Genomic DNA, 20084 nt, shown 5'->3' with positions numbered 1-20084 from the left:
CTTAAATAAAGCTGCTCACTAAAGTAGTATATTCACATAAGCAAGCCATAAATCCAACTACTGGCTTCTGCCTTCAAACTAAGCACTAAAAAACTAGCCTGTCATGCCTTTTGCGTTCCCACGGTCTTCCTCACGGGTAGCTAACTCTATCCAGTAGGCACTTGCTTTGTCCGTAAACTCCCAAAACAAAAGCCTCCAGTTTATCGCTACCCCATATAGGCTCGCCTGCTAGTCGCTGCGGGCTTCGTGATACAATAGTTTAAACTACATTCCTGCTATTCCACTGTTCATGCCTCAAGTCGCTTCTAAACGTTCTACTCCATGATAATCATACTTTGCTAACGCAAGCATCATTACCACTACGTTTCACTTATTCTCAGCAGCTTTCAGCATCCCAAAACAAAAGCGTGAAAAAACACCCTTTTTTATATTTTGGGCAGCTCCATTAGCCTCCATTGTATTTCAAACTATTGTACCCCTCGTGTGGCTCGCATTAGTTGTCATGGTTTTTGTGTGGTAATAATAAAATCATAAGCAAGCTGTAAATCCCTAACAGCTAATAACTACTAACCAGCAACTATTCAAACAAAAACACACGCCAACTAACGCGGCAACATATGCCATTTCCCACTCCCTGCGGTCATTCTCAATCTGCCACCCTTGCTCCACTCGCAGCCGGCTCGACGCACAATTCCGCCGCAACCCATTCCGCTGCACTCCATTCATTGCGCTTCCATTCCTTCCGCTAGCTGTAGGCACCTGGCCCTTCGGGTAACTCCGCAAACAAACAGTTGTATTAAACCTAAATCCCCAATAGCTAACAACTAAAACCTAATACCATAGACAAAGCCGCAAATTTCTTCAGCTTTCAAACTAAAAACAACCTACTGACTCTAAATACAGACTAAACCAAAAGCATAAATCCTCTCACAAAATTCTCCCAAGCCGATAAATAGTAAAGGTCAAGCCCTGCGGGTGCAGATACCATTTTATTGAAGCCATCGGCAACTTTTTAAAAGCAAACTGTAAAACCCCTAATAGCCACCATCTATGCACTAACCCCTGTTAGGGCATCAAAAAATAGCACCTCCAACCTTGACTCAATTTATCAACTTGTAAAAAGGGGTTGTTTAAGCCTTTAAGCTCAAAATAATATTTAGATATATAGAAAACAAACTCCCTATATCTTCGAAGAAACACATATTATTTACGATGCTCTCTTCTGGTACAAACAAGATTTTTTTAATTACATGGGATATTTGTATAGTAAATGTCTAAATAACCTACTTTACTTTTTCTAAGACTTATTCTAACTTAGCTTTAAATGACTTAAAAGTAATATATGTATTCTCATATTTGATGGGATACAGAATAGTTAGCTTTTATTAAAAATTAACACCCTAAAACAAATAATTATGACAAAAGAACAGGTAAGAAAGAAATTGCTGAAAGTTTTGGCCGAAAACACAGCTTACACTGAAGAGAAATTGGCAAAATTCATAGACTATTCAGATGATACAGAACTAAATTTATCAGATATTTATTTATCATCTCACTTTAATGTGTTGAGTCAAGAGATATGTATTGAATTTACAACACTGAATCAAAAAGATTTAGAAATAACAATGTTTACAAAAAACAAAACAGTCGAAAAATTAATTAACTATATAACTAAAAAATTAGCCTAACCTATGAAACAAAAAAGATTTATCTTTTTATGGCTGGTTGCTTTATCAAATATTGCAATATATAGTCAATCAACTTTTGTGAATTATAATTACAATTTTACTGAAGGCAAAGGAACTTTAGATATTAATTTGAACAAAACAAAAGGTTCAGATCCCAAAGAAGAATATAAATATTTCTATAACAAGGAAAATTCTCCTTTTTACATAAAACCTAGCTTTGAATCTCATTTTGGTTCAGGAACTAAAACATCAGAAAACAACATACAATTTGAAGCAGAATCATTTATCAAAAAAAAATTAAGCTTTAAGGCTACAGAAATTAAAGGTTTCCAACAAACTATTCAATATAACATAGTTTCGCCTGAATTTTCATCAGACAAAGATTTTGTTATGAGTCAAATATTAGGCAAAATAGGCTTTACTTATTATCAATGGATGCTAGAAAAAGGAAGTATTGGAAATGTTAATTTTATTTTAAGTCTCAACTACAATTATGGAGTGAATATAATTGAAAATAAAAATGAAGAAATCTCTCGAATAGTAATTAGTCCAAGTTTGAATTGGGATTTTGGTTGGACATCTCCAATTAAAAACAAGACAAATCCTGTTTTTTTAAATAAAGGTTTTTATAGATTTTCTTTTGGTGCTAATTATATTCATTATAATTTTCTAGAACAAGATGAAAGAGTTACATCCAATGAATCAATAAATTATATAAAAATTAATTTTAAGTTCTTTTTAATTGAACATTTAGGTTTAAACTTTGAATATAAGAACGGTTCGATGTCTCCTAATTTTGAGGATATTGATGTAACAAGTATAGGACTTGCTTTAAAATTGTAATAACAAAAGCTAACACATACTCATAAATAATTGCCGTTTTGTTGATTATTCAAGGGTTGTAGCTCGCATTAAGTTCGGAGTAACTGGACAGGGAAACAACCCGAAAGCGGCAACTATTCATAGCACTATACGTTGTAGATATTAAACTAAGAATAGCTCAGTACTTTCAATTTATTTACTAATCCTAGTCAAGAGCACTATAGTAGTCTAGTTTTTATTTTCATATTTCACCAACATAACTAATATAAACGGCTTCCCCCTTAAGCAAAGCATCTCTTATAATGGGATAAACACGTAAATAAGCAGCTGTGCTACTTCCAATAAACCCATTCTTTACCTGGTTATTGTTGGCCACATTTCCTAGGAGCAAACAACCTGCTGTATCATCCGCATCATTACCAATATGGATGAGGATATCTGAGAATAACGGCACATTCATTACTTGCAGCATCCCTTTATGAAAAACTGCACCAAAGCGTTTCAAATATTTCCAATGGTGCCCACCAAAACAACGTAATCGGATTGGATACCTGCCTGCAGCAATCCTTGTTTTACCGTATTCCTTTACAGCCTTATACTCATCCTCCAAAGTATAACAAGCAAACAAACCATCAATAAACAAAAGTCCCAATGTACTTCCCCTAGAATCACTATATCGTAAAACCTTTAACTCCATAACACACAATTTTTTCAATCCACTTCTGCCTTCAGCGTATCGCTAGTGCACGTGTCCTCACGTGTTCTTTTAAAGCAGCAAAATCTATTGATACTTGTGCCTTGATACCTGATACTAATTAACCAAGCTGCAAATCCCACGCTATTGCGTCATTGCGCGCGCAGCAAAGCAATCTCAAGGCAAGCCGTAAAGCATCCTAATACCTAAAGCCTAACACCTAAAGCGCAGCGTCCTAGCACCTACTTCTTCATCATCTTACTCACCAATGGTCCCACATTCTTCACGGCACGCTCACCAAATAAAAAGCCCAGAACCAAAAAGTTGATAATCCAAAAAGCTGATTCCAAACGCTCATTTTCGTTCAAGCTCCAACGTCCTGCAAATACCATGTAATCCATAAAAGCCACAAAGTAACCCCACATTGGTCGCTGCGCTCCACGCAAGAAAAGCACTACTTTTCCTAACCAACCCGATTGGCTTAAATCACTCGCAGTACCCTCCAAATCTTTTATTAGTTGGTTAAACTCCTGCTCCGTTTCCAAAGAGAGTTTCAAAGCTTCCATTTCCTGTTTGTGCTGCAGTTCCAAAAGCAACGCTTTCGCCTCTTGCTTTTCAGCACCCGTTGTCACAAACCTATCGATGAGGTCTCCAACGTCCTTCACCAATCCACCGCCCAACAAAGCACTTATCCTCTCAAATAATTTCATAATCAAACCTTAAAAACTCTAAAATCATACCTAAAGACTAGCGTCCTAAGAGCTAGAACAAAAAAAGCCCCAAGCTGCAAATCCACGTTATTGCGTCATTGCGCGCGCAGCAAAGCAATCTCAAGGCGTCATGAACAATTAAAAGCTGTAAATCATCTTGATACTTGTGTCTTGATACCTGATACTAAATAACCAAGCTGTAAATCCCTGCTGCCCTCAGCCTAAACTACTACTCACCACTGACTAAAAACTTCTGACTAAATAAAACAGCCCCCGGACTGAGAATCCAAGGGCTACACCAAACACCATCAGTAGTCATTACCACCGAATCAACCTAAGCAAACAATCAAATTTTTAAACTCCTCTTTTGAGATACCTTTTAACAATGTATTTCAGAAGACACGATACGCCAAAGCTCACCACGGTTCCCAAAACGGTATACACAATAGTTTCCACCATGCCCCCAATCGAAACGCCATGCAACACACTCACAAAAGTGCCTCCTAAAAATCCTGCTTTCCCATTCCGTGAAATTGCCGTATCCTCCATAAAATAAAAAACCTAGCTACTAATAACTAAAACCTAACGCCTATACAGTATCCACCGCCACAATTGTCAAAGCTCTACACTCCTGGTTATTGATGAGGTATAATTCGTCATTCACCTTCTGGTAGTACTCAATACCTAAAACAATAAAAACAGGAAGCGTACTATCAGCAGAAATATTCGCCGATACAGATGAAGTTAAAGCATCCTTCGAAGTAATATCAATAGCATCAGACTGTGCCACATTTACTTCAAATTCTGCACTCTCAAAATCAACAGCCGCAATACCAACAGTCATGCGGGCCACATCAGCACCCTCAATGGCAATAAGCTCTAACTTTGGATTTGTAAACTCAGTATCTACAGTAACAGCCCCAGTAGTTCGGTCAAAATTAACAGATGAACTCGCAGACATAATCTCATCTAGGCTAGCTTGCCCATTAAACTCAAAACCAAGCAACAAACCTAAGTCACCCTTAGCAACTGTTCGTTCTCCTCTACCATTAGTAGTGTCCGATTGAGCTACTTTTAACATCTGAGTAGTTAATCTACTCGCTACTTTTTTATCAGCAGTCATTGCTATTGGAGCCTTAAAAACACCACGCAATAATTTACTGGCTTTACCAGCTCTACCAAACTCAGCCCCATTTTCACGAGTACGCGCAAATGCCGGATCTTTCTTAATTCTGTCACCATCAACACCACCTTTGGTGCGTGCTAAATAATCGCCACCACTCTTGTAAAAAGACAAATCGCCAACGCGTCCTTCCAACTTAATAACTCCCTTTTGCCTTGCCATAATCCCTTTTTTTAATGAATAAGAACTAATGTAATAGCTGTTTTAGAGCATTTCAAATATCCCTGTCCCATATGACCCCCAAAGGAAATTATGTCCGTATTTAGTATACTTTAAGTATATTAGAAGTATGGATAAAGTATAGATAGTGTATAAAAGCAATGATGAAATTATCACGCATATGTATTTACCCTAAAGATGTACAGCGCATAACAGGTAAAAGTGAGAAGACCTCCAGGAGGTTACTTCAGAAAATACGCAAGAGCCTTGGTAAAGAACCTCATCAATACATCACTACAGAGGAGTTTGCCAAGTATACAGGAATAGAAGCTCACTTAATCCAAAACTATCTCTAGGATTAAGAAAAGAAGCCACAACTCCCTATTAATAAACACACCTTTCACCCATACAATTTGTATCATTTTGATCTTTTTATAGTACGTATTTTTAAAATACTAGCAAGCAAAAATGAGAAGCTGCGTCGAATAACTGTCATAATCGATGCAATAATAGCGACGATTAATTTTTATTTGCGATGATTAAGCTTTATATTCGTTGCAAAATATGCATCAAATGAAAGCATTTATACATCAACAAGACAAATGGCCTGAGTTTACTTGGAACAGTAATATATTCTTGAGCCAATTAAGTGAAGCGCGAAATTTACAAGGCCGACTAATTGGAAAAATGGAGACTTTAGGTTTCGATTTAAGAAGTGAAGCTATGCTTGATACGCTGACGCTTGATGTGATAAAATCCTCTGAAATAGAAGGCGAGTTTTTAAATACCGATCAAGTTCGCTCTTCAATTGCACGAAGATTAGGAATTGAAATAGCAGGGTCTGTGTATTCTGATAGAAATGTGGAAGGCGTTGTTGAAATGATGATGGATGCAACGCAGAATTGTTTTGAGCCATTAACCAAAGATAGATTGTTCGATTGGCATGCAGCTTTATTTCCAACGGGAAGAAGTGGAATGTATAAAATTGTTGTAGCAGATTGGAGAAAAGACACAACAGGTCCAATGCAAGTAGTTTCTGGAGCAATGGGAAAAGAAAAGGTGCACTTTCAGGCTCCTGATTCAGAATTATTGGAAAAGGAAATGACAAGATTTCTCGAGTGGTTTAATAATAGTAATGAGCTAGATTTAGTAATTAAAGCAGCAATTGCTCATTTATGGTTTGTAACAATACATCCATTTGATGATGGTAATGGTAGAATAACGAGAGCTTTAACTGATATGCTTTTAGCACAATCAGATAAAACAACTCAAAGATTTTATAGTATGTCAGCACAAATTAGAAATGAGCGAAAACAATACTATGAGCTACTGGAAAAAACACAAAAGGGGAATCTTGATATTACAGATTGGATCACATGGTTTTTGGACTGTTTAATAAATGCACTCAAATCAACAAATGAGGTACTGACCATGGTGTTATTTAAATCTGAATTTTGGCAAAAGCATGCAAAAACAATCATTAACGAAAGACAAAAGAAACTTCTTAATCGAATAATGGATGGTTTCGATGGAAAATTAACTTCTTCAAAATGGGCGAAAATTGCAAAGTGTTCAAAAGATTCTGCGGTAAGAGATATTAATGATTTAATAGATAAAGAAATACTACAAAAAGAAGCTTCAGGAGGAAGAAGTACGAATTATGAATTGATCGGAATGCCAGTTGTCAACTTGCTTAATAAGTAGGCAATTTATCATTTTCATAAGTGCTTTCAGAACTATTACCAGGTAATATTCTAATAACTAAAACCATTTAATTTGATACATTTTAGTATACAAAGCGTATGGTTTTTCGTATCTTTGTAATATTCAAAGCATTATAATTGAACTCAATATTAACCAAATAATTGGTGAGTAATTCGGGAATTATAGAAAAATAATTTTTCTTTATTCATTGATATTCTGCGATTTACATGTGGTGGTTCGAGTCCTGTTGGGGCTACTTTTTACAAATCTTAAAACCACAAACCACTTCAGCCTCAGTGCTAAACCACCAAACTGTTGGTAAACTAGTTTCAAACCACAACACGCTTCATCAATAATATTTATTAAGTTTAATCATAAAAACATCGAATTACTACCTAGAGTAATATATCCATTAAGAAAAAATCTACACAAAAACCTCAGAACACTTCACCTCATACTTGAGTGCTAGATACAAACCACCATCATGACAAACAACAGCACCCCCTTCCAATAATTCTGTTACTTTCGCGGTTCCTAAACACACTATGAAATACAAACATAACTCTTCATAACACAATTCTAAAAGTTATGTTTATGAGAAAGTATATTCTATCCATTGTATTAAGCCTTTACTCCTTTATTCTTTTTGCGCAATATCATCCCTCCTCTAACGGAGAACTAATAGAACACCAATATTACTCACTTTCATATATTGAAGCCCACGAACAAGCCGAATGGGTATATTATACAATCCATGCAGGCAATGAAACACGGACTGATGATTTCAGACCCGACCCAAAAGTATCCACAAAATCAGCTACATTGGCTGACTATAAAAACTCAGGATACGACCGTGGTCATCTATGTCCAGCTGCAACCATGAAGTTAAACCACACTTCTATGAGCGAAACATTCTTCATGTCCAATATAAGCCCTCAAGAACCCAATTTTAATAGGGGTATTTGGAAAAACCTAGAAGTATTAGTAAGAGAGTGGGGATGGAACACTAAAACCCATGTTGTATCAGGGCCAATATTTAAAGACAACAAAGGAAGTATTGGTGCAAATAAAGTAACTGTACCTAGTCACTATTACAAAGTAATATATCAACCATCAACACAAAAAATGATAGGCTTTGTGTTACCTAACCAAAAATCAGACAAAGAACTTACTCAATTCATTATCTCAGTAGACAGCATTGAAACCTTAACTGGTATCAATTTCTTCTCTCAGTTAGATGACACCTTAGAAGTACAACTTGAAAGTCAGTTAGGCAATATCGACGATTGGCAACGTAAATCTAACACAACAGAATCCAAAACAGTAAAGAAAAAAACATCAACCATGCAATGTAAAGGCATTGCCAAGAGCACAGGCAACCGCTGCAAATCTAAAACCAATAATACTAGTGGTTATTGCAGACACCACCTCGGACAATCTTAAGAGGATAGTATCTTTAATACACATACTAAAATTCTTAAAATATATTCGATTGAAAGACAAGATAACTTCAGTTATTCTTCTTAGATAACCTCTCCGAAAGGGATTTGTTTAGTTTAATAGAGTTAATTACCTCAAAAACAGACATGTGCTATTTAACAAATTAATGCCTCATATAAGCATAAAAATCTCGTGTTAACTCACTTGTACCCCATACTCTGAGGGTTCGTAATAAGTCTAAACTCTTTTATTAAAGGATCCAAGTAAAAAAAGCCACTGTCATAAGAACGACAGCGGCTTTTCAATCTTTAACCAAACCTAACCCACACAAATATAGTAAAAAAATCTAGATAGTAACATATATAAGCGAAAAAAATCAGGCCTGCTGATTTAATTATAACGCTGGAACAAACCAAGCTTTAAATCATATTGGAACTTGTGTATTGATACTTTATTTAATAAAATCTCATAATTTGATTACGTACATAATATTAATACTTTTGATGTGGTAATATTTTTTTATACAAATCCCCTAAAACCTAAACATCAAACATTATGAAAATCAACGAAACAAGAAAAGATAGGCGCTTTTTCAATGTGTCACACAAAATTTGCAATTATCCGCGTAAGCATCTATTTTTAAAATTATCGTTATTCGTTTCATTATTATGTGTAAGCAATAGCGCAAATTCGCAGAAACCCGTTCAACTGCACCCACTAATTGGAGATACTATTAGCTATACTGAGAAAGTCGCTTTCTATCTCTTCCCTGAAATAAGTGATTCTTGTTATGTACAAGGAGTTATCTGTTATCAGGATTCAGCTCTTAAGGTGAATATTATTGAAAAATATAAAGGAGCATATGACTTATCAATAGATTCAACCATTCTAAATCAGTATAAGCAAAATATAGAAAAACTGATACTCTATTATTCAAATCTAAATGTATCAGATACCCTTAATCAAAATCAGATATTATTATCCACTACTACTGCTAATCAAAAGGCTCCAGAATATAGGATGACTGAAGAAGAAAGAAAACAACTTGTTAAGGAATCAAAAAGATATTTACGCAAAGAAGATAAAGCAGAAGACCTTGGCATACATGGTGTTGATAGAGAGCTATATATTCAACAGGCGAGTCACTCAAATATATTTAAGGCTAAAATTAAGTTTTAACAAAACTATTGCTAATGAACCTATTTTCACTGATGGGTATAAAATAAGAAAAGCCACTATCGTGAGAACGATAGCAGCTTTTCAATCTTTAACCAAACCTAACCCACCGCAATATACGAATATTTTTTATATCCGCAATCTTTATCCATAACTTATTTTGATAAAAATAGATTTGCCATGGAATTATTGGTAATGATATACAATTAATTTAGGCTGTATTGATCCTGCAAGAGCACTACTTCGAAAACATCTTAACAATCCAAAGCATTAGGTACAAGCCAATTCCTGCTCCGAAAATTAATACCGATAAAATAAATGCAATACGTATGCCTTTAACATTCCAACCCAATTTACCACTTAGCCATTCAGATACACCTAAAATCATAATATTCGAATTACTTAGATTAAACCTAATCCTGCAAATGAATCACTTACACTTGACAATACTCAATATCAGAGACTATTCCTCTAATCCAATTGTTTGCGAGAAAACTACAGTTCCCTTAATATGAATCTCTAATTCTACATTAATATAACTATCCTCAGGACTTGCTTTGCCCATTGCCAGAAATTCAATATCTGTATCTGCGGCACCGCTCACCACAATATCCTTCAATAAATTATGTAATGCATCCACCCCTTCTTTTTGAAGGTAGTCGGGTAGAAATATTTCTTCCTCATCATCTGGAATAACTAATTCATAATTATCTAATAAGTACTTAAGCTGATTGTCTTCTTTAATCGTAAGATCTAATGCTATTGTATCAGCCTCATTCATACCTAGTGTTTTTACGTTAATCCATACACCTTCAATGTAAACATCTTCTATTCCTGCATCTTCAAACTCCAAATCTTGAATACTTTCATTAATAGTACTAGCATAAATTATAGCTTGTTTTTCAAAGTTTCCGTTATCTGCAACTATAATTGTTGCGTCATGCTCAATTGTTGGGTATAGCTTTATCTCCTTTTCATCACAAGCAATTAAAAGGATGGAAATTATAAATAAGTTTACTAACTTTTTCATTGCATTATATTTTACAAATTATTTAACTCAACTAATTATACTTACCCCCGTGAAAATCGGGAGTTATTTTAATTCCTTAGATTTCCTATATCTTTCCCGTTCATTTATTCCAAACCCTATTCCTACGTTAACAGTATTCTGTTTAGCAAAATTATAATCTCCATTAACTTTAAAAGGCCCCATATTTAAGGTTATACCAAGTGTTGCTCTAATGGTATTAGCTGCATCCATATCAAATTCCACCTTATCTCCAGGTTCTGTAGACTCAGAATTCACTTCTGGTTCTATTCCACTATAATCGTATTGAACCTTTACCTTTCCTGTTTCATAAGATAAACCTCCATAAAAAGTAACAAACGAGGTATTGTAACTACACTGCAAACTAATGATATTAGAACTTGCATCAAGATACTCCCCTACTTTAAAATATTGATTGTAATAACCAATTGCTATATCAACAGGAATACTATCGAGATAATTATTAATACTATGCCTAATTCCCCAACCAAATACATCTAACTCACCTGCATCTTCAATATTCATTTTGGTATAACGAATTGTTAAGTCTGTACCATATACCGACCCTATGGTGAGTTGTGGCATCAGTAAGGGCATATGATCTACATCAAATCCTCCTGGGAGAACATAACTTAATCCATTATCCGGGTGTGTCACAGTAGGTCCTTCAGCAGGTCCAAAAACAGTTGGCGCTTCAATCTCACCTGATAGTCCTGAAGATGGATCGTCATATTTGGCCATAAAATACTTTGATTTGGTAGGAATAATTGCTGATTGAGCAACAACTCCTATATACATTTGGAAACCCCATTTCTCAATACTCGAATTATGGTACAGTCCACTATTAAGATTAGCGGAGAAAGCATCAGCAAAGGGCTGCATATATTTTTGCCCATTCTCTGAAGTATACTTTGATATAAAATCTTCAAGATTTTGAGCATGTAAGGTCATAAATGCCCCTAATACAACTGTTAATAGCAATAATTTACATTTATTCATAGTAGTGATTATTAAGTAGTATTAATCCAATTTAGGGATATTTTATTTGTATTTCAAGTCCTAATTGATTGAAGTTAACTTATTGACCAATAACATCTATGAATAATACATTTCGATTACCTATAAAAAACAAAAGCCCTCACATTATAAATGTGAGGGCTTGGATTTGCGTAATATAAATTATATATCGAAATATCTTAATCTATGCTAACTTTACGTTAACCGCATTTAATCCTTTTTTTCCTTCTTTTAATTCAAAAGTAACGTCGTCGTCCTCTTTGATTTCATCGATTAGACCAGTTACGTGAACGAAATACTCGTTGTCTGATTCATTGTCTTTAATAAAACCAAAACCTTTTGATTCATTAAAAAATTTTACTTTTCCTTCTTTCATAATAAATGTAAATAAAAACTAACTATTACAAATGTATGATTAAAAGTTGTATATCAATAAAAAAAAACAAAAAAGTACAAAAAATTTATTATTCACTTTACACACCCTCAATTATCTGATAGTTTGACCATTATAAAACCCTAATAAGACTTAATAATTTTTCGAAATTCGGATAGTAAAGAAATATCCTTTTCAAATGCATTTCCAACAACAATAACATCTGCTCCAGCGTCGCATGCATTTTTTACTTTTTCTGCGGTATTTAAACCCCCTCCTACTATAAGAGGAATGTCAATACTAAGCTTCACTTTTTGTATCAATTCTTGCGGAATCGGCACCTCTGCTCCACTCCCTCCTTCAAGATAAATTAGTTTATGCCCTAACATTTCTCCGGCAATAGCGGTTGCGGCAGCAATATCTGATTTATCAGCAGGTATAGGAGCCGTTTGACTCATGTATTCAACTGAAGTTCTTTTACCGCTTTCAACAAGGATATACCCCGTACTAAGCACTTCTAAATTAGATTCTTTTAGAAAAGGAGCAACTACAACATGGTTGCCTATTAATAAATCTGAGTTACGCCCTGAAATAAGCGATATAAAAAGCAAAGCATCTGCCTCAGGGGTAACCTGTAATAAACTTCCTGGAAAAAGCACTACTGGGATATCAAGGTGTTGCTTAAGAGATTTAATTACCTTATCTGTCTTCACCGAAACTAAACTACCTCCCACCAATATAAGGTCTGGCATAGCCGATTCTATTGCAGTTATTACTTTAATTAGGTTATTCTGAGGATATTTTTCAGGGTCAATGAGCATGGCAAGTAATTTCTTACCTGCTTTCTGCTTATCTTTAATTAACTCAAGTATCATTCTTTTTGTATTGATATGCGTATGGGTAAAGCTAGCTAGAGTTCGCATAATAAACAATGCTAAACCTTATAAGCCAAATAATATTCAGGAGTGATTAAGTAGTGAATATTTATATATTCTGTACTATCATTTACAAAAACAGAAGTATTAACTATACCTTGATTGCTAATTACAAATGGTTTACAAAGTAAGTCTTCATTGAAAATTACACCTTCTGTATCTAATAGCTTATACAAAGCCTCTTTAATACACCATATTAAGGAGTAGTATTTATTGCTATCTGCAACAGGAATAAATAGATCCTCATCTGCTGAAATAAATCGTTGTGCTATTTTCATCACTCTATCAGAAGGGTATTCGATATCTACACCCGGAACACCATTTGTGGTAAAAGCAACAGCAACAAAGCCATTAGTATGACTAATACTTATGGTATAATCACTATTCTCAAGTATTGGCTTACCCGATTCTAAATAGCTTATTTTTGGATATACACCGATAACTTCGCTTATAAGACAACGTGTGCAGAGAAACTCAAGCTTTCGCTTAACAAGCTTAAACGAATTTACTTTTTGCAAATCATCATCTGAAACTTGAAGTTCTGCTAATATTTCATCAACCGTTTCTTCAATCTTCCAAACCTTTACAAAACCGTTATTGTGATTTATAGTATTAATTGGAGGCATGATTATAAAGTCTTTAATCTTCCCACTTTAATGTTTCCATTAAGTGCATTACATCCTCTTTTATAAAATCAACAACTGGAGCCAATGAATCTTTGTTAGGAATAACATCGAAATATAAGGATCCACGTACAAAGTGCTTTACACTATCCGTTAAAAAGAACTGTAAAGATGAAGCTGCATCTCCTTTAATATCATATAAAATACCATAGGTTTTGTTTTCATCTGAAGCAAAAACACGTTCTCCAATGGCATCTGCTTTAATGGAATGTTTATAGGCTAATCCCCTACTATCTTCAAGTATCACAGCAAGATTATCTTCAACGGGCTTGTAACTGAAATGAATTACGCCTTTGTGCTGTGGGTAACGAATATTTAACCAGTATTGCTCTGCATGTGGAGACGGGTCCGCTATTACATTAGCATGTTTTGAAGCTTCAAACGTATAGGGTTTACCATCTTGATATAATGAATACTCGTGTTCAGGAAAAGTGATTCGGAAGTATCCACGTGGTTTTGGGGTTGTTGAATGTGTACAAGCAGTGATTATTATAATTAAAGCTATAATTAAGCCTAGCTGTTTATTTAATTTCCCTTTCATTATATAGCTTTTTAAGGCAATTGTTTAACGAACACGTCCGATTCGTTTTTCCTCAAATTTAATTTGAATAATTCTACGTGAATCAACATCGACAATCGTAAACTCACATTTTTTATATTTGATGATCTCTGTTTTATCAGGTATCTCTCCTTTCAGTTCCAGTAATAATCCCGCCAAGGTTTCTGCTTCTCCTTTTACTTCATCAAAATAATCCTCATCGATATTAGTTACCTTATGAAAATCGTTTAGTAAGGTTTGTCCTTCAAATAGAATGGTTCCATCCGGCAGAATAGTATAAGTAGCTTCCTCATCATCTTGCTCATCAGATATTTCGCCAACAATCTCTTCTAATATATCCTCTAAACTAACAATCCCAGAAGTACCTCCATATTCATCAACCACAATGGCCATATGAATTTTATTAAGTTTGAATTCTTCTAGTAAATCGTTTATTTTTTTTGTTTCTGGAATAAAATAAGGTTCTCGGATGAGTTCTTGCCAATTAAAATCATCGCCTTTCTCTAAATAAGGCAATACATCTTTTACGTATAAAACACCTTTTACATTATCTGGAGTATTTTCGAATATTGGAATACGGCTAAAGCCTGATTCAACAATAATCTCAAGCACTTTGGTAAATAAACTCGATATTTCAACATCAACAACATTTACCCTAGGAGTAGCAATTTCAGCAGCACTAATATTACCAAACTTTACGATACTTTCTAGTATATCTTTTTCGTCAGTAATTTCCTTACTTGTTAACTCCAAAGCATGTGAGATATCATCCATTGATATAGAGCTTTGTTTTTTAGCAACGCGCCTATTTACAAAGCCTGATGATTTTACCAAAATATAACTAAATGGTCGAAAAAGAGTTTTTAATAAAGTCAATGGATAAGCCATAAACTCCGCAAACCTAACTGCAAATCTGCTGGCATAAACCTTGGGGAAAATCTCACCAAAGAATAATATTAAACTCGTAATTCCAACAAGTTCGATGGCAAACTTAACCCAAGCTGTTTCACCGAAGCTTATTAATGAATTAGAAATAAAGGCTGATAATATTACAATACCTACATTTACAAAGTTATTGCCTATCAATATAGTCGCCAATAAAGTTTCGGGATCGTTTAAATGCTGTTGAATTAATGCTGCACTCTTATTTTCTCCATCTTCAATATTGTGTAAATCACTTGGTGTTAGTGAGAAAAACGCTACTTCTGAACCAGATAGCATACCTGACAATAAAAGCAAAATAAAAAGCGCTACTATAGCAGTCATTACACCAGTGGTTAGGGGCAATAACTCAATAGCTAAAATTGTTGTATTTATATGTGAGTAAATCAATACTGTAGTTAAAATTAATTGGCTAAGTTAAACATTAAAAAGGTAAATCATCGGTTTCATCCGAGTCATTAAAAGATTGTTCGTTAGGTGTATTAGATGTAAATCCAGCTTGTGGAGGCTCCGTAATAGTAGGCTCTTTATATCCTTGAGATCCTGTTGAGACTTGCGTATTTCCACCCGGATTATCTGATTTTCTTCCTAATAACTGTAGGTTATCAACATAAACTTCTGTTGTATATCTTTTGTTTCCATCTTTATCATCCCACGAACGTGTACGGAGTTTTCCCTCAACATAAATTTGAGTACCCTTTCTAACGTAGTTTTCGGCTACTTTTGCTAATCCACCCCAAATAACAACATTATGCCATTCTGTTCTTTCAGGAACCTCTTGCCCTGATGCCGTTTTAAAACCACGCTCTGTAGTTGCTATCGGAAAATTAGCAACAGCTCTGTCATTTTCAAAATATCTAACTTCAGGGTCTTTACCCACATTCCCTACTAGGATTACTTTATTTACCGACATTTCTTATTTAGTTATTGGATTAAACTTACTTTTCTAAAAATACTTAAATAAGTAAGATTTGCAAAAATACAGAAATTACTCTACTCTTTGCTAAAGCGAGCCACTATATCTGTTAAAGGTTTTGGAAAAGCATATTCTTTAAGATTACTTATACTCTCAATGTCAAAGATATTTGTTTTGAGTAACTGATCAATTTTTAAAATTACTTTATTGATATAAAGAGTTTGATGGGTTAATTTATGCTTTACCTGATTTGTATAAACTATTTCTTTTTTAGCAACTAAAACCAACTCTTTAACAAAATCAGAATTGAGGAAATTCTCAATTGAAACCTCTTCATCTGATTCATATAAAGGAAACTGATACAAGCCCTCCCATATTCCTTTACCTTCGCGCCTTTGGATTAATGTATTGTCATTGGCATCAATAATGCAAAGAAATGATAAATACCTATTTCTCACTTTTAACTTCTTCTCTTTAACAGGAAGAACATCTACTTTATCACTCCTAAGCGCTTCGCAAGTATCTTGAAAAATACAAGTTTCACACTTGGCAAGTTTAGGTGTACAATGTAAGGCCCCAAACTCCATAAGAGCTTGATTAAATAAACCATGCTCACTTCCGGTATTTAAACTATGGGCGAGCTTTTCAAACTGCTTTTTACCAATGGTACTATTAATAGCTGTATCGATACCAAATAACCTGGATAATACACGAAACACATTACCATCAACAACCGTTTTGTGCTCATTATAACATATTGAACTAATAGCGGCGGCTGTATACGGACCGACACCTTTTAATTCTATCAAGTCGTTATATGTACTCGGAAATACTCCATCTAGTTCAAAGTAAATTTTTTTTGCTGCCGCATGCATATTTCTGGCTCTAGAATAATAACCCAATCCTTCCCATAATTTTAGTACTTGATCCTCAGTAGCAAGTGCCAAATCTCCTACTGTTGGAAAGGTATTTGTGAATTTATCGTAATACGAAATCCCCTGTATAACACGCGTTTGCTGTAATATTATTTCAGAAATCCATATATGGTACGGATCCTTTGTTTTGCGCCATGGCAAGGAACGCTTATGCGCTTTGTACCACAAAATCAATTCACTACTGAAATCTCTCATTGTATATTTTTTAGCAAAAATAAGCTTTTTGTTTTTTTTTATTTCGAATATCATTCTATCTTTGCAGTCTCAAATTTTGAAAAACATTGTAATTACTTGATTATTAAATAATTTTATAGAAAGATGACAAAGGCTGATATTGTAAACGAGATTTCTAAAGATACAGGGATAGAGAAAGTTACAGTGCAAAAGACTATTGAGGCTTTTATGGAGACTATTAAGGGGTCTTTAGTGGATGGAAAAAATGTATATTTACGTGGTTTCGGTAGCTTTATTGTAAAAGAAAGAGCTGAGAAAACTGCTCGTAATATTTCAAAAAATACTACGATCATTATTCCAAAGCACTTTATTCCTGCATTTAAGCCTTCTAAGAGCTTTGTAACAAAAGTGAAAAACAACGTAAATTAATTTGGTTATTAATAAGTTTAAAAGTTAGGTTATGCCAAGCGGAAAAAAAAGAAAAAGACATAAGATGGCTACGCACAAGCGTAAGAAGCGTCTTAGAAAAAACAGACACAAGAAGAAGAAGTAATCTTCTCCACATTGTGGTAAAAAACATAATAAAGAACAGACTAAAAAGACATTTGTCTTACCAGTCTGTTCTTTGTTGTATGTAGACATTAAAAAAAAGACCTTAATATTGATGTTACAAATAAGTAACATCTCATCAAAATTTATTGATGACATAATACTAAGGCATCGTTCTTAAATTATTGAAATACCTACCATTTTGAGTGCAGAACTATTTGTAGATGTATCTCCCGACGAGCTTTCGATTGCATTGCTCGAGGATAGAAGGTTGGTTGAATTAAGAAGAGAGAAAAGCAACGTAAAATTTACGGTTGGCGATATTTATCTGGGTAAGATAAAAAGAATAATGCCAGGCTTAAATGCTGCTTTTGTTGATGTTGGTTACGAAAAGGATGCTTTTTTGCATTATTTGGATCTTGGACCCCAATTTCGTACCCTCAAAAAGTTTCTTAATATAGCTGCCACTACCAAAAAGGGAGGAGTTGCCTTAAACAAGCTTAAAGCTGAACCGGATATTGATAAACACGGTTCAATCTCAGATGTTCTTACAGTAGGTCAGGAAGTATTGGTGCAAATAGCAAAGGAGCCCATTTCAACAAAGGGGCCACGGCTAACTTCTGAATTATCCATTGCAGGAAGAAACCTTGTATTAATGCCTTTTTCAGATAAGGTATCCGTTAGTCAGAAAATTAAATCTTCTGAAGAACGTAACCGTTTGAAAAGACTAATACAAAGTATTAAACCCCAAAACTTCGGTGTAATTGTACGTACCGTAGCAGAGGGTAAACGCGTTGCAGAGCTTGATAAAGAATTAAGCACGCTGTTTCGACGTTGGGAAGAGTCAACGGCTAAATTATTCCATTTAAAGCCTAGAGCTCTTGTTGTTGGAGAGATTGGACGCACCTCGGCCATTCTTAGGGATATAATGAATCCTTCTTTCAACAGCGTTTACGTATCAGATAAAGATATGTATAACGAGGTAAAAGAATATGTTGGGCTAATTGCACCCGACAGAGAAAAGATTGTGAAAGAGTACAAGGGAAACGTCCCTATCTTTGATCAATTTGGAATTGAGAAACAGATTAAAGCACTTTTTGGGAAAACAGTATCCTTTAGAAGTGGCGCATATCTTATTATTGAACACACGGAAGCACTTCATGTTATCGACGTTAATAGTGGTAACAGGTCAAAAAGCGCAAACACACAAGAGAACAATGCTCTTGATGTTAATTTAGCGGCTGCCGATGAAATTGCACGCCAATTGCGTTTGCGCGATATGGGTGGAATTATTGTTGTTGATTTTATTGATATGCAAAAGGCCGAACACAGGCACAAAGTGTATGAGCGCATGAAAGAGGCTATGGGCCCCGACAGAACAAAGCATAATATTCTGCCGCTGAGTAAATTCGGATTAATGCAAATTACACGTCAACGTGTTAGACCTGAAATGGAAATAGAGACTAATGAGTCTTGCCCATCCTGCTATGGAACAGGTAAAATTGCACCAGCTATCCTACTGGAAGAAAAACTGGAGAGCAGCATTAGAAAAGCTGTTGAAGGACACAAGAAAAAGAAATTGACCCTGAAGGTTCATCCGTATTTGGGAGCTTATTTAACGAAAGGCTTTCCTTCAATCTTCCTTAAGTGGAAGTTTAAATATACATTCGGATTGAAATTGATACCTTCCGCTTCGTTAAGTTTTTTAGAGTTCAAGATCACAGATGAAGATAATAAAGAGGTTGACCAATAGGTCAACCTTTTTTTTGCCTTTTTTTAAAAAATTAACTCCCCACATAAAAGCTACTGACATACTGTTGTCACTCCCCCTTGTTTTATTTGTACTAATAAACATCTAAAACGATAATATTATGAAGACAACTAAGATGAATGAAACATTAGTAGCATGCCACAGTATTAAAACATCTCTTAATACCATAACGGATGAAGTTGGCGTTACGCCAGAGGCAATTTACAAAGAACTCAGCACCCAAGGAATTGAACCTACGGGAGCACAAATCTGGGATTATAATGGCTGCGACGATAAGCTTGATACCATATTCGACCTTAATATTTGCGTGCCTGTTGCCAAAGCGGGTACCGATACTGAGTTTATTCAATTTCTTACCCTTTCCGAGATGAAAGGCATTTCGTATACCCACAATGGCCCTTGGAGTGAATTTGGTAATGTATATGGTAAGCTAATACAAGATGTGGTTAAGAATAAACTTAAACCAAGTGGACGAAATCGTGAAGTTTACCTCAACTGCGATTTTGAGGACCAATCTAATTGTGTTACTGAAATATTTATTGAAGTAGAATAAGTAAATTGCATATTCTAACTTATTTTTATGAGTTAGAATATGCCTCTATAACA

At 34.8% G+C, this 20084-nt stretch carries 22 protein-coding genes; 9 read left to right on the top strand and 13 right to left on the bottom strand.

Annotation, left to right across the window (positions count from 1 at the left end; all coding sequences use genetic code 11):
* Window positions 1-1415: 1415 nt before the first annotated feature.
* Window positions 1416-1688, top strand: a complete 273-nt coding sequence (locus A8B35_RS07610) for a hypothetical protein (protein WP_068472066.1) — start codon at window positions 1416-1418, stop codon at window positions 1686-1688.
* 3 nt (window positions 1689-1691) lie between these two features.
* Window positions 1692-2531, top strand: coding sequence for a hypothetical protein (locus A8B35_RS07605; RefSeq protein ID WP_068472064.1), 840 nt, complete (start codon window positions 1692-1694; stop codon window positions 2529-2531).
* Window positions 2532-2751: 220 nt separating this feature from the next.
* Here the strand turns inward: A8B35_RS07605 and A8B35_RS07600 are convergent, their stop codons facing one another.
* From A8B35_RS07600 to A8B35_RS07590, 3 genes are all read right to left on the bottom strand, one after another.
* Window positions 2752-3207, bottom strand: a complete 456-nt coding sequence (locus A8B35_RS07600) for a DUF5675 family protein (protein WP_068472062.1) — start codon at window positions 3205-3207, stop codon at window positions 2752-2754.
* A gap of 239 nt (window positions 3208-3446) precedes the next feature.
* The gene (locus A8B35_RS07595; protein ID WP_068472060.1) at window positions 3447-3914 is read right to left on the bottom strand and encodes a hypothetical protein; all 468 of its coding nucleotides are present in this window, start codon (window positions 3912-3914) and stop codon (window positions 3447-3449) included.
* A gap of 589 nt (window positions 3915-4503) precedes the next feature.
* Window positions 4504-5259, bottom strand: coding sequence for a hypothetical protein (locus tag A8B35_RS07590; protein WP_068472056.1), 756 nt, complete (start codon window positions 5257-5259; stop codon window positions 4504-4506).
* A 158-nt stretch (window positions 5260-5417) separates the two neighbouring features.
* On the opposite strand from A8B35_RS07590, the gene A8B35_RS07585 reads away from it, so the two are divergent.
* From A8B35_RS07585 to A8B35_RS07570, 4 genes are all read left to right on the top strand, one after another.
* A complete protein-coding gene (locus tag A8B35_RS07585; protein ID WP_245820777.1) occupies window positions 5418-5612 on the top strand; it encodes a hypothetical protein in 195 nt (64 codons plus the stop codon).
* Window positions 5613-5829: 217 nt separating this feature from the next.
* Window positions 5830-6960 (top strand): Fic family protein, encoded by a 1131-nt coding sequence (locus tag A8B35_RS07580; RefSeq protein ID WP_068472292.1) that lies wholly within the window; start codon window positions 5830-5832, stop codon window positions 6958-6960.
* A gap of 594 nt (window positions 6961-7554) precedes the next feature.
* Window positions 7555-8403 carry a DNA/RNA non-specific endonuclease gene (locus A8B35_RS07575; protein WP_068472054.1) on the top strand — a complete coding sequence of 283 codons (849 nt, stop codon included), beginning with the start codon at window positions 7555-7557 and terminating at the stop codon, window positions 8401-8403.
* 552 nt (window positions 8404-8955) lie between these two features.
* Window positions 8956-9579: a hypothetical protein gene (locus A8B35_RS07570; RefSeq protein ID WP_068472052.1), complete on the top strand. Its 624-nt coding sequence runs from the start codon at window positions 8956-8958 to the stop codon at window positions 9577-9579.
* A 235-nt stretch (window positions 9580-9814) separates the two neighbouring features.
* On the opposite strand, the gene A8B35_RS23155 is transcribed toward A8B35_RS07570, so the two are convergent.
* The 10 genes from A8B35_RS23155 to mutY form a co-directional block, all read right to left on the bottom strand.
* Window positions 9815-9967: a PspC domain-containing protein gene (locus tag A8B35_RS23155; RefSeq protein WP_262506901.1), complete on the bottom strand. Its 153-nt coding sequence runs from the start codon at window positions 9965-9967 to the stop codon at window positions 9815-9817.
* Window positions 9968-10039: 72 nt separating this feature from the next.
* Entirely contained in the window at window positions 10040-10606 is a 567-nt protein-coding gene (locus A8B35_RS07560) for a hypothetical protein (RefSeq protein ID WP_068472050.1), read from the bottom strand.
* Between the two features lie 63 nt (window positions 10607-10669).
* Complete coding sequence (locus A8B35_RS07555) at window positions 10670-11623, bottom strand: DUF6588 family protein (RefSeq protein WP_068472048.1); 954 nt, start codon at window positions 11621-11623, stop codon at window positions 10670-10672.
* A 202-nt stretch (window positions 11624-11825) separates the two neighbouring features.
* The gene (locus A8B35_RS07550) at window positions 11826-12017 is read right to left on the bottom strand and encodes a cold-shock protein (protein WP_068472046.1); all 192 of its coding nucleotides are present in this window, start codon (window positions 12015-12017) and stop codon (window positions 11826-11828) included.
* 140 nt (window positions 12018-12157) lie between these two features.
* Window positions 12158-12937 (bottom strand): phosphoglycerol geranylgeranyltransferase, encoded by a 780-nt coding sequence (locus A8B35_RS07545; RefSeq protein ID WP_245820776.1) that lies wholly within the window; start codon window positions 12935-12937, stop codon window positions 12158-12160.
* Between the two features lie 11 nt (window positions 12938-12948).
* Window positions 12949-13575: a 4'-phosphopantetheinyl transferase family protein gene (locus A8B35_RS07540; RefSeq protein WP_068472042.1), complete on the bottom strand. Its 627-nt coding sequence runs from the start codon at window positions 13573-13575 to the stop codon at window positions 12949-12951.
* 13 nt (window positions 13576-13588) lie between these two features.
* The gene (gene gldD / locus A8B35_RS07535; protein WP_068472040.1) at window positions 13589-14173 is read right to left on the bottom strand and encodes a gliding motility lipoprotein GldD; all 585 of its coding nucleotides are present in this window, start codon (window positions 14171-14173) and stop codon (window positions 13589-13591) included.
* A 24-nt stretch (window positions 14174-14197) separates the two neighbouring features.
* Window positions 14198-15457: a gliding motility-associated protein GldE gene (gene gldE, locus A8B35_RS07530; RefSeq protein ID WP_068472038.1), complete on the bottom strand. Its 1260-nt coding sequence runs from the start codon at window positions 15455-15457 to the stop codon at window positions 14198-14200.
* A gap of 100 nt (window positions 15458-15557) precedes the next feature.
* Entirely contained in the window at window positions 15558-16046 is a 489-nt protein-coding gene (locus A8B35_RS07525; protein ID WP_068472036.1) for a single-stranded DNA-binding protein, read from the bottom strand.
* An 80-nt stretch (window positions 16047-16126) separates the two neighbouring features.
* Entirely contained in the window at window positions 16127-17179 is a 1053-nt protein-coding gene (mutY, locus tag A8B35_RS07520; RefSeq protein ID WP_068472290.1) for an A/G-specific adenine glycosylase, read from the bottom strand.
* A 123-nt stretch (window positions 17180-17302) separates the two neighbouring features.
* On the opposite strand from mutY, the gene A8B35_RS07515 reads away from it, so the two are divergent.
* The 3 genes from A8B35_RS07515 (at window position 17303) to A8B35_RS07505 (ending at window position 20031) form a co-directional block, all read left to right on the top strand.
* Window positions 17303-17587: an HU family DNA-binding protein gene (locus tag A8B35_RS07515; protein ID WP_068472034.1), complete on the top strand. Its 285-nt coding sequence runs from the start codon at window positions 17303-17305 to the stop codon at window positions 17585-17587.
* A gap of 322 nt (window positions 17588-17909) precedes the next feature.
* Complete coding sequence (locus A8B35_RS07510; protein WP_068472032.1) at window positions 17910-19460, top strand: Rne/Rng family ribonuclease; 1551 nt, start codon at window positions 17910-17912, stop codon at window positions 19458-19460.
* A 118-nt stretch (window positions 19461-19578) separates the two neighbouring features.
* A complete protein-coding gene (locus tag A8B35_RS07505; protein WP_068472030.1) occupies window positions 19579-20031 on the top strand; it encodes a GyrI-like domain-containing protein in 453 nt (150 codons plus the stop codon).
* Window positions 20032-20084: the final 53 nt, after the last annotated feature.

This window comes from Saccharicrinis aurantiacus (genome assembly GCF_001660705.2).
GTDB classification, from domain to species: domain Bacteria; phylum Bacteroidota; class Bacteroidia; order Bacteroidales; family Marinilabiliaceae; genus Saccharicrinis; species Saccharicrinis aurantiacus.
This window is presented reverse-complemented; position numbering and strand designations above follow the sequence as displayed.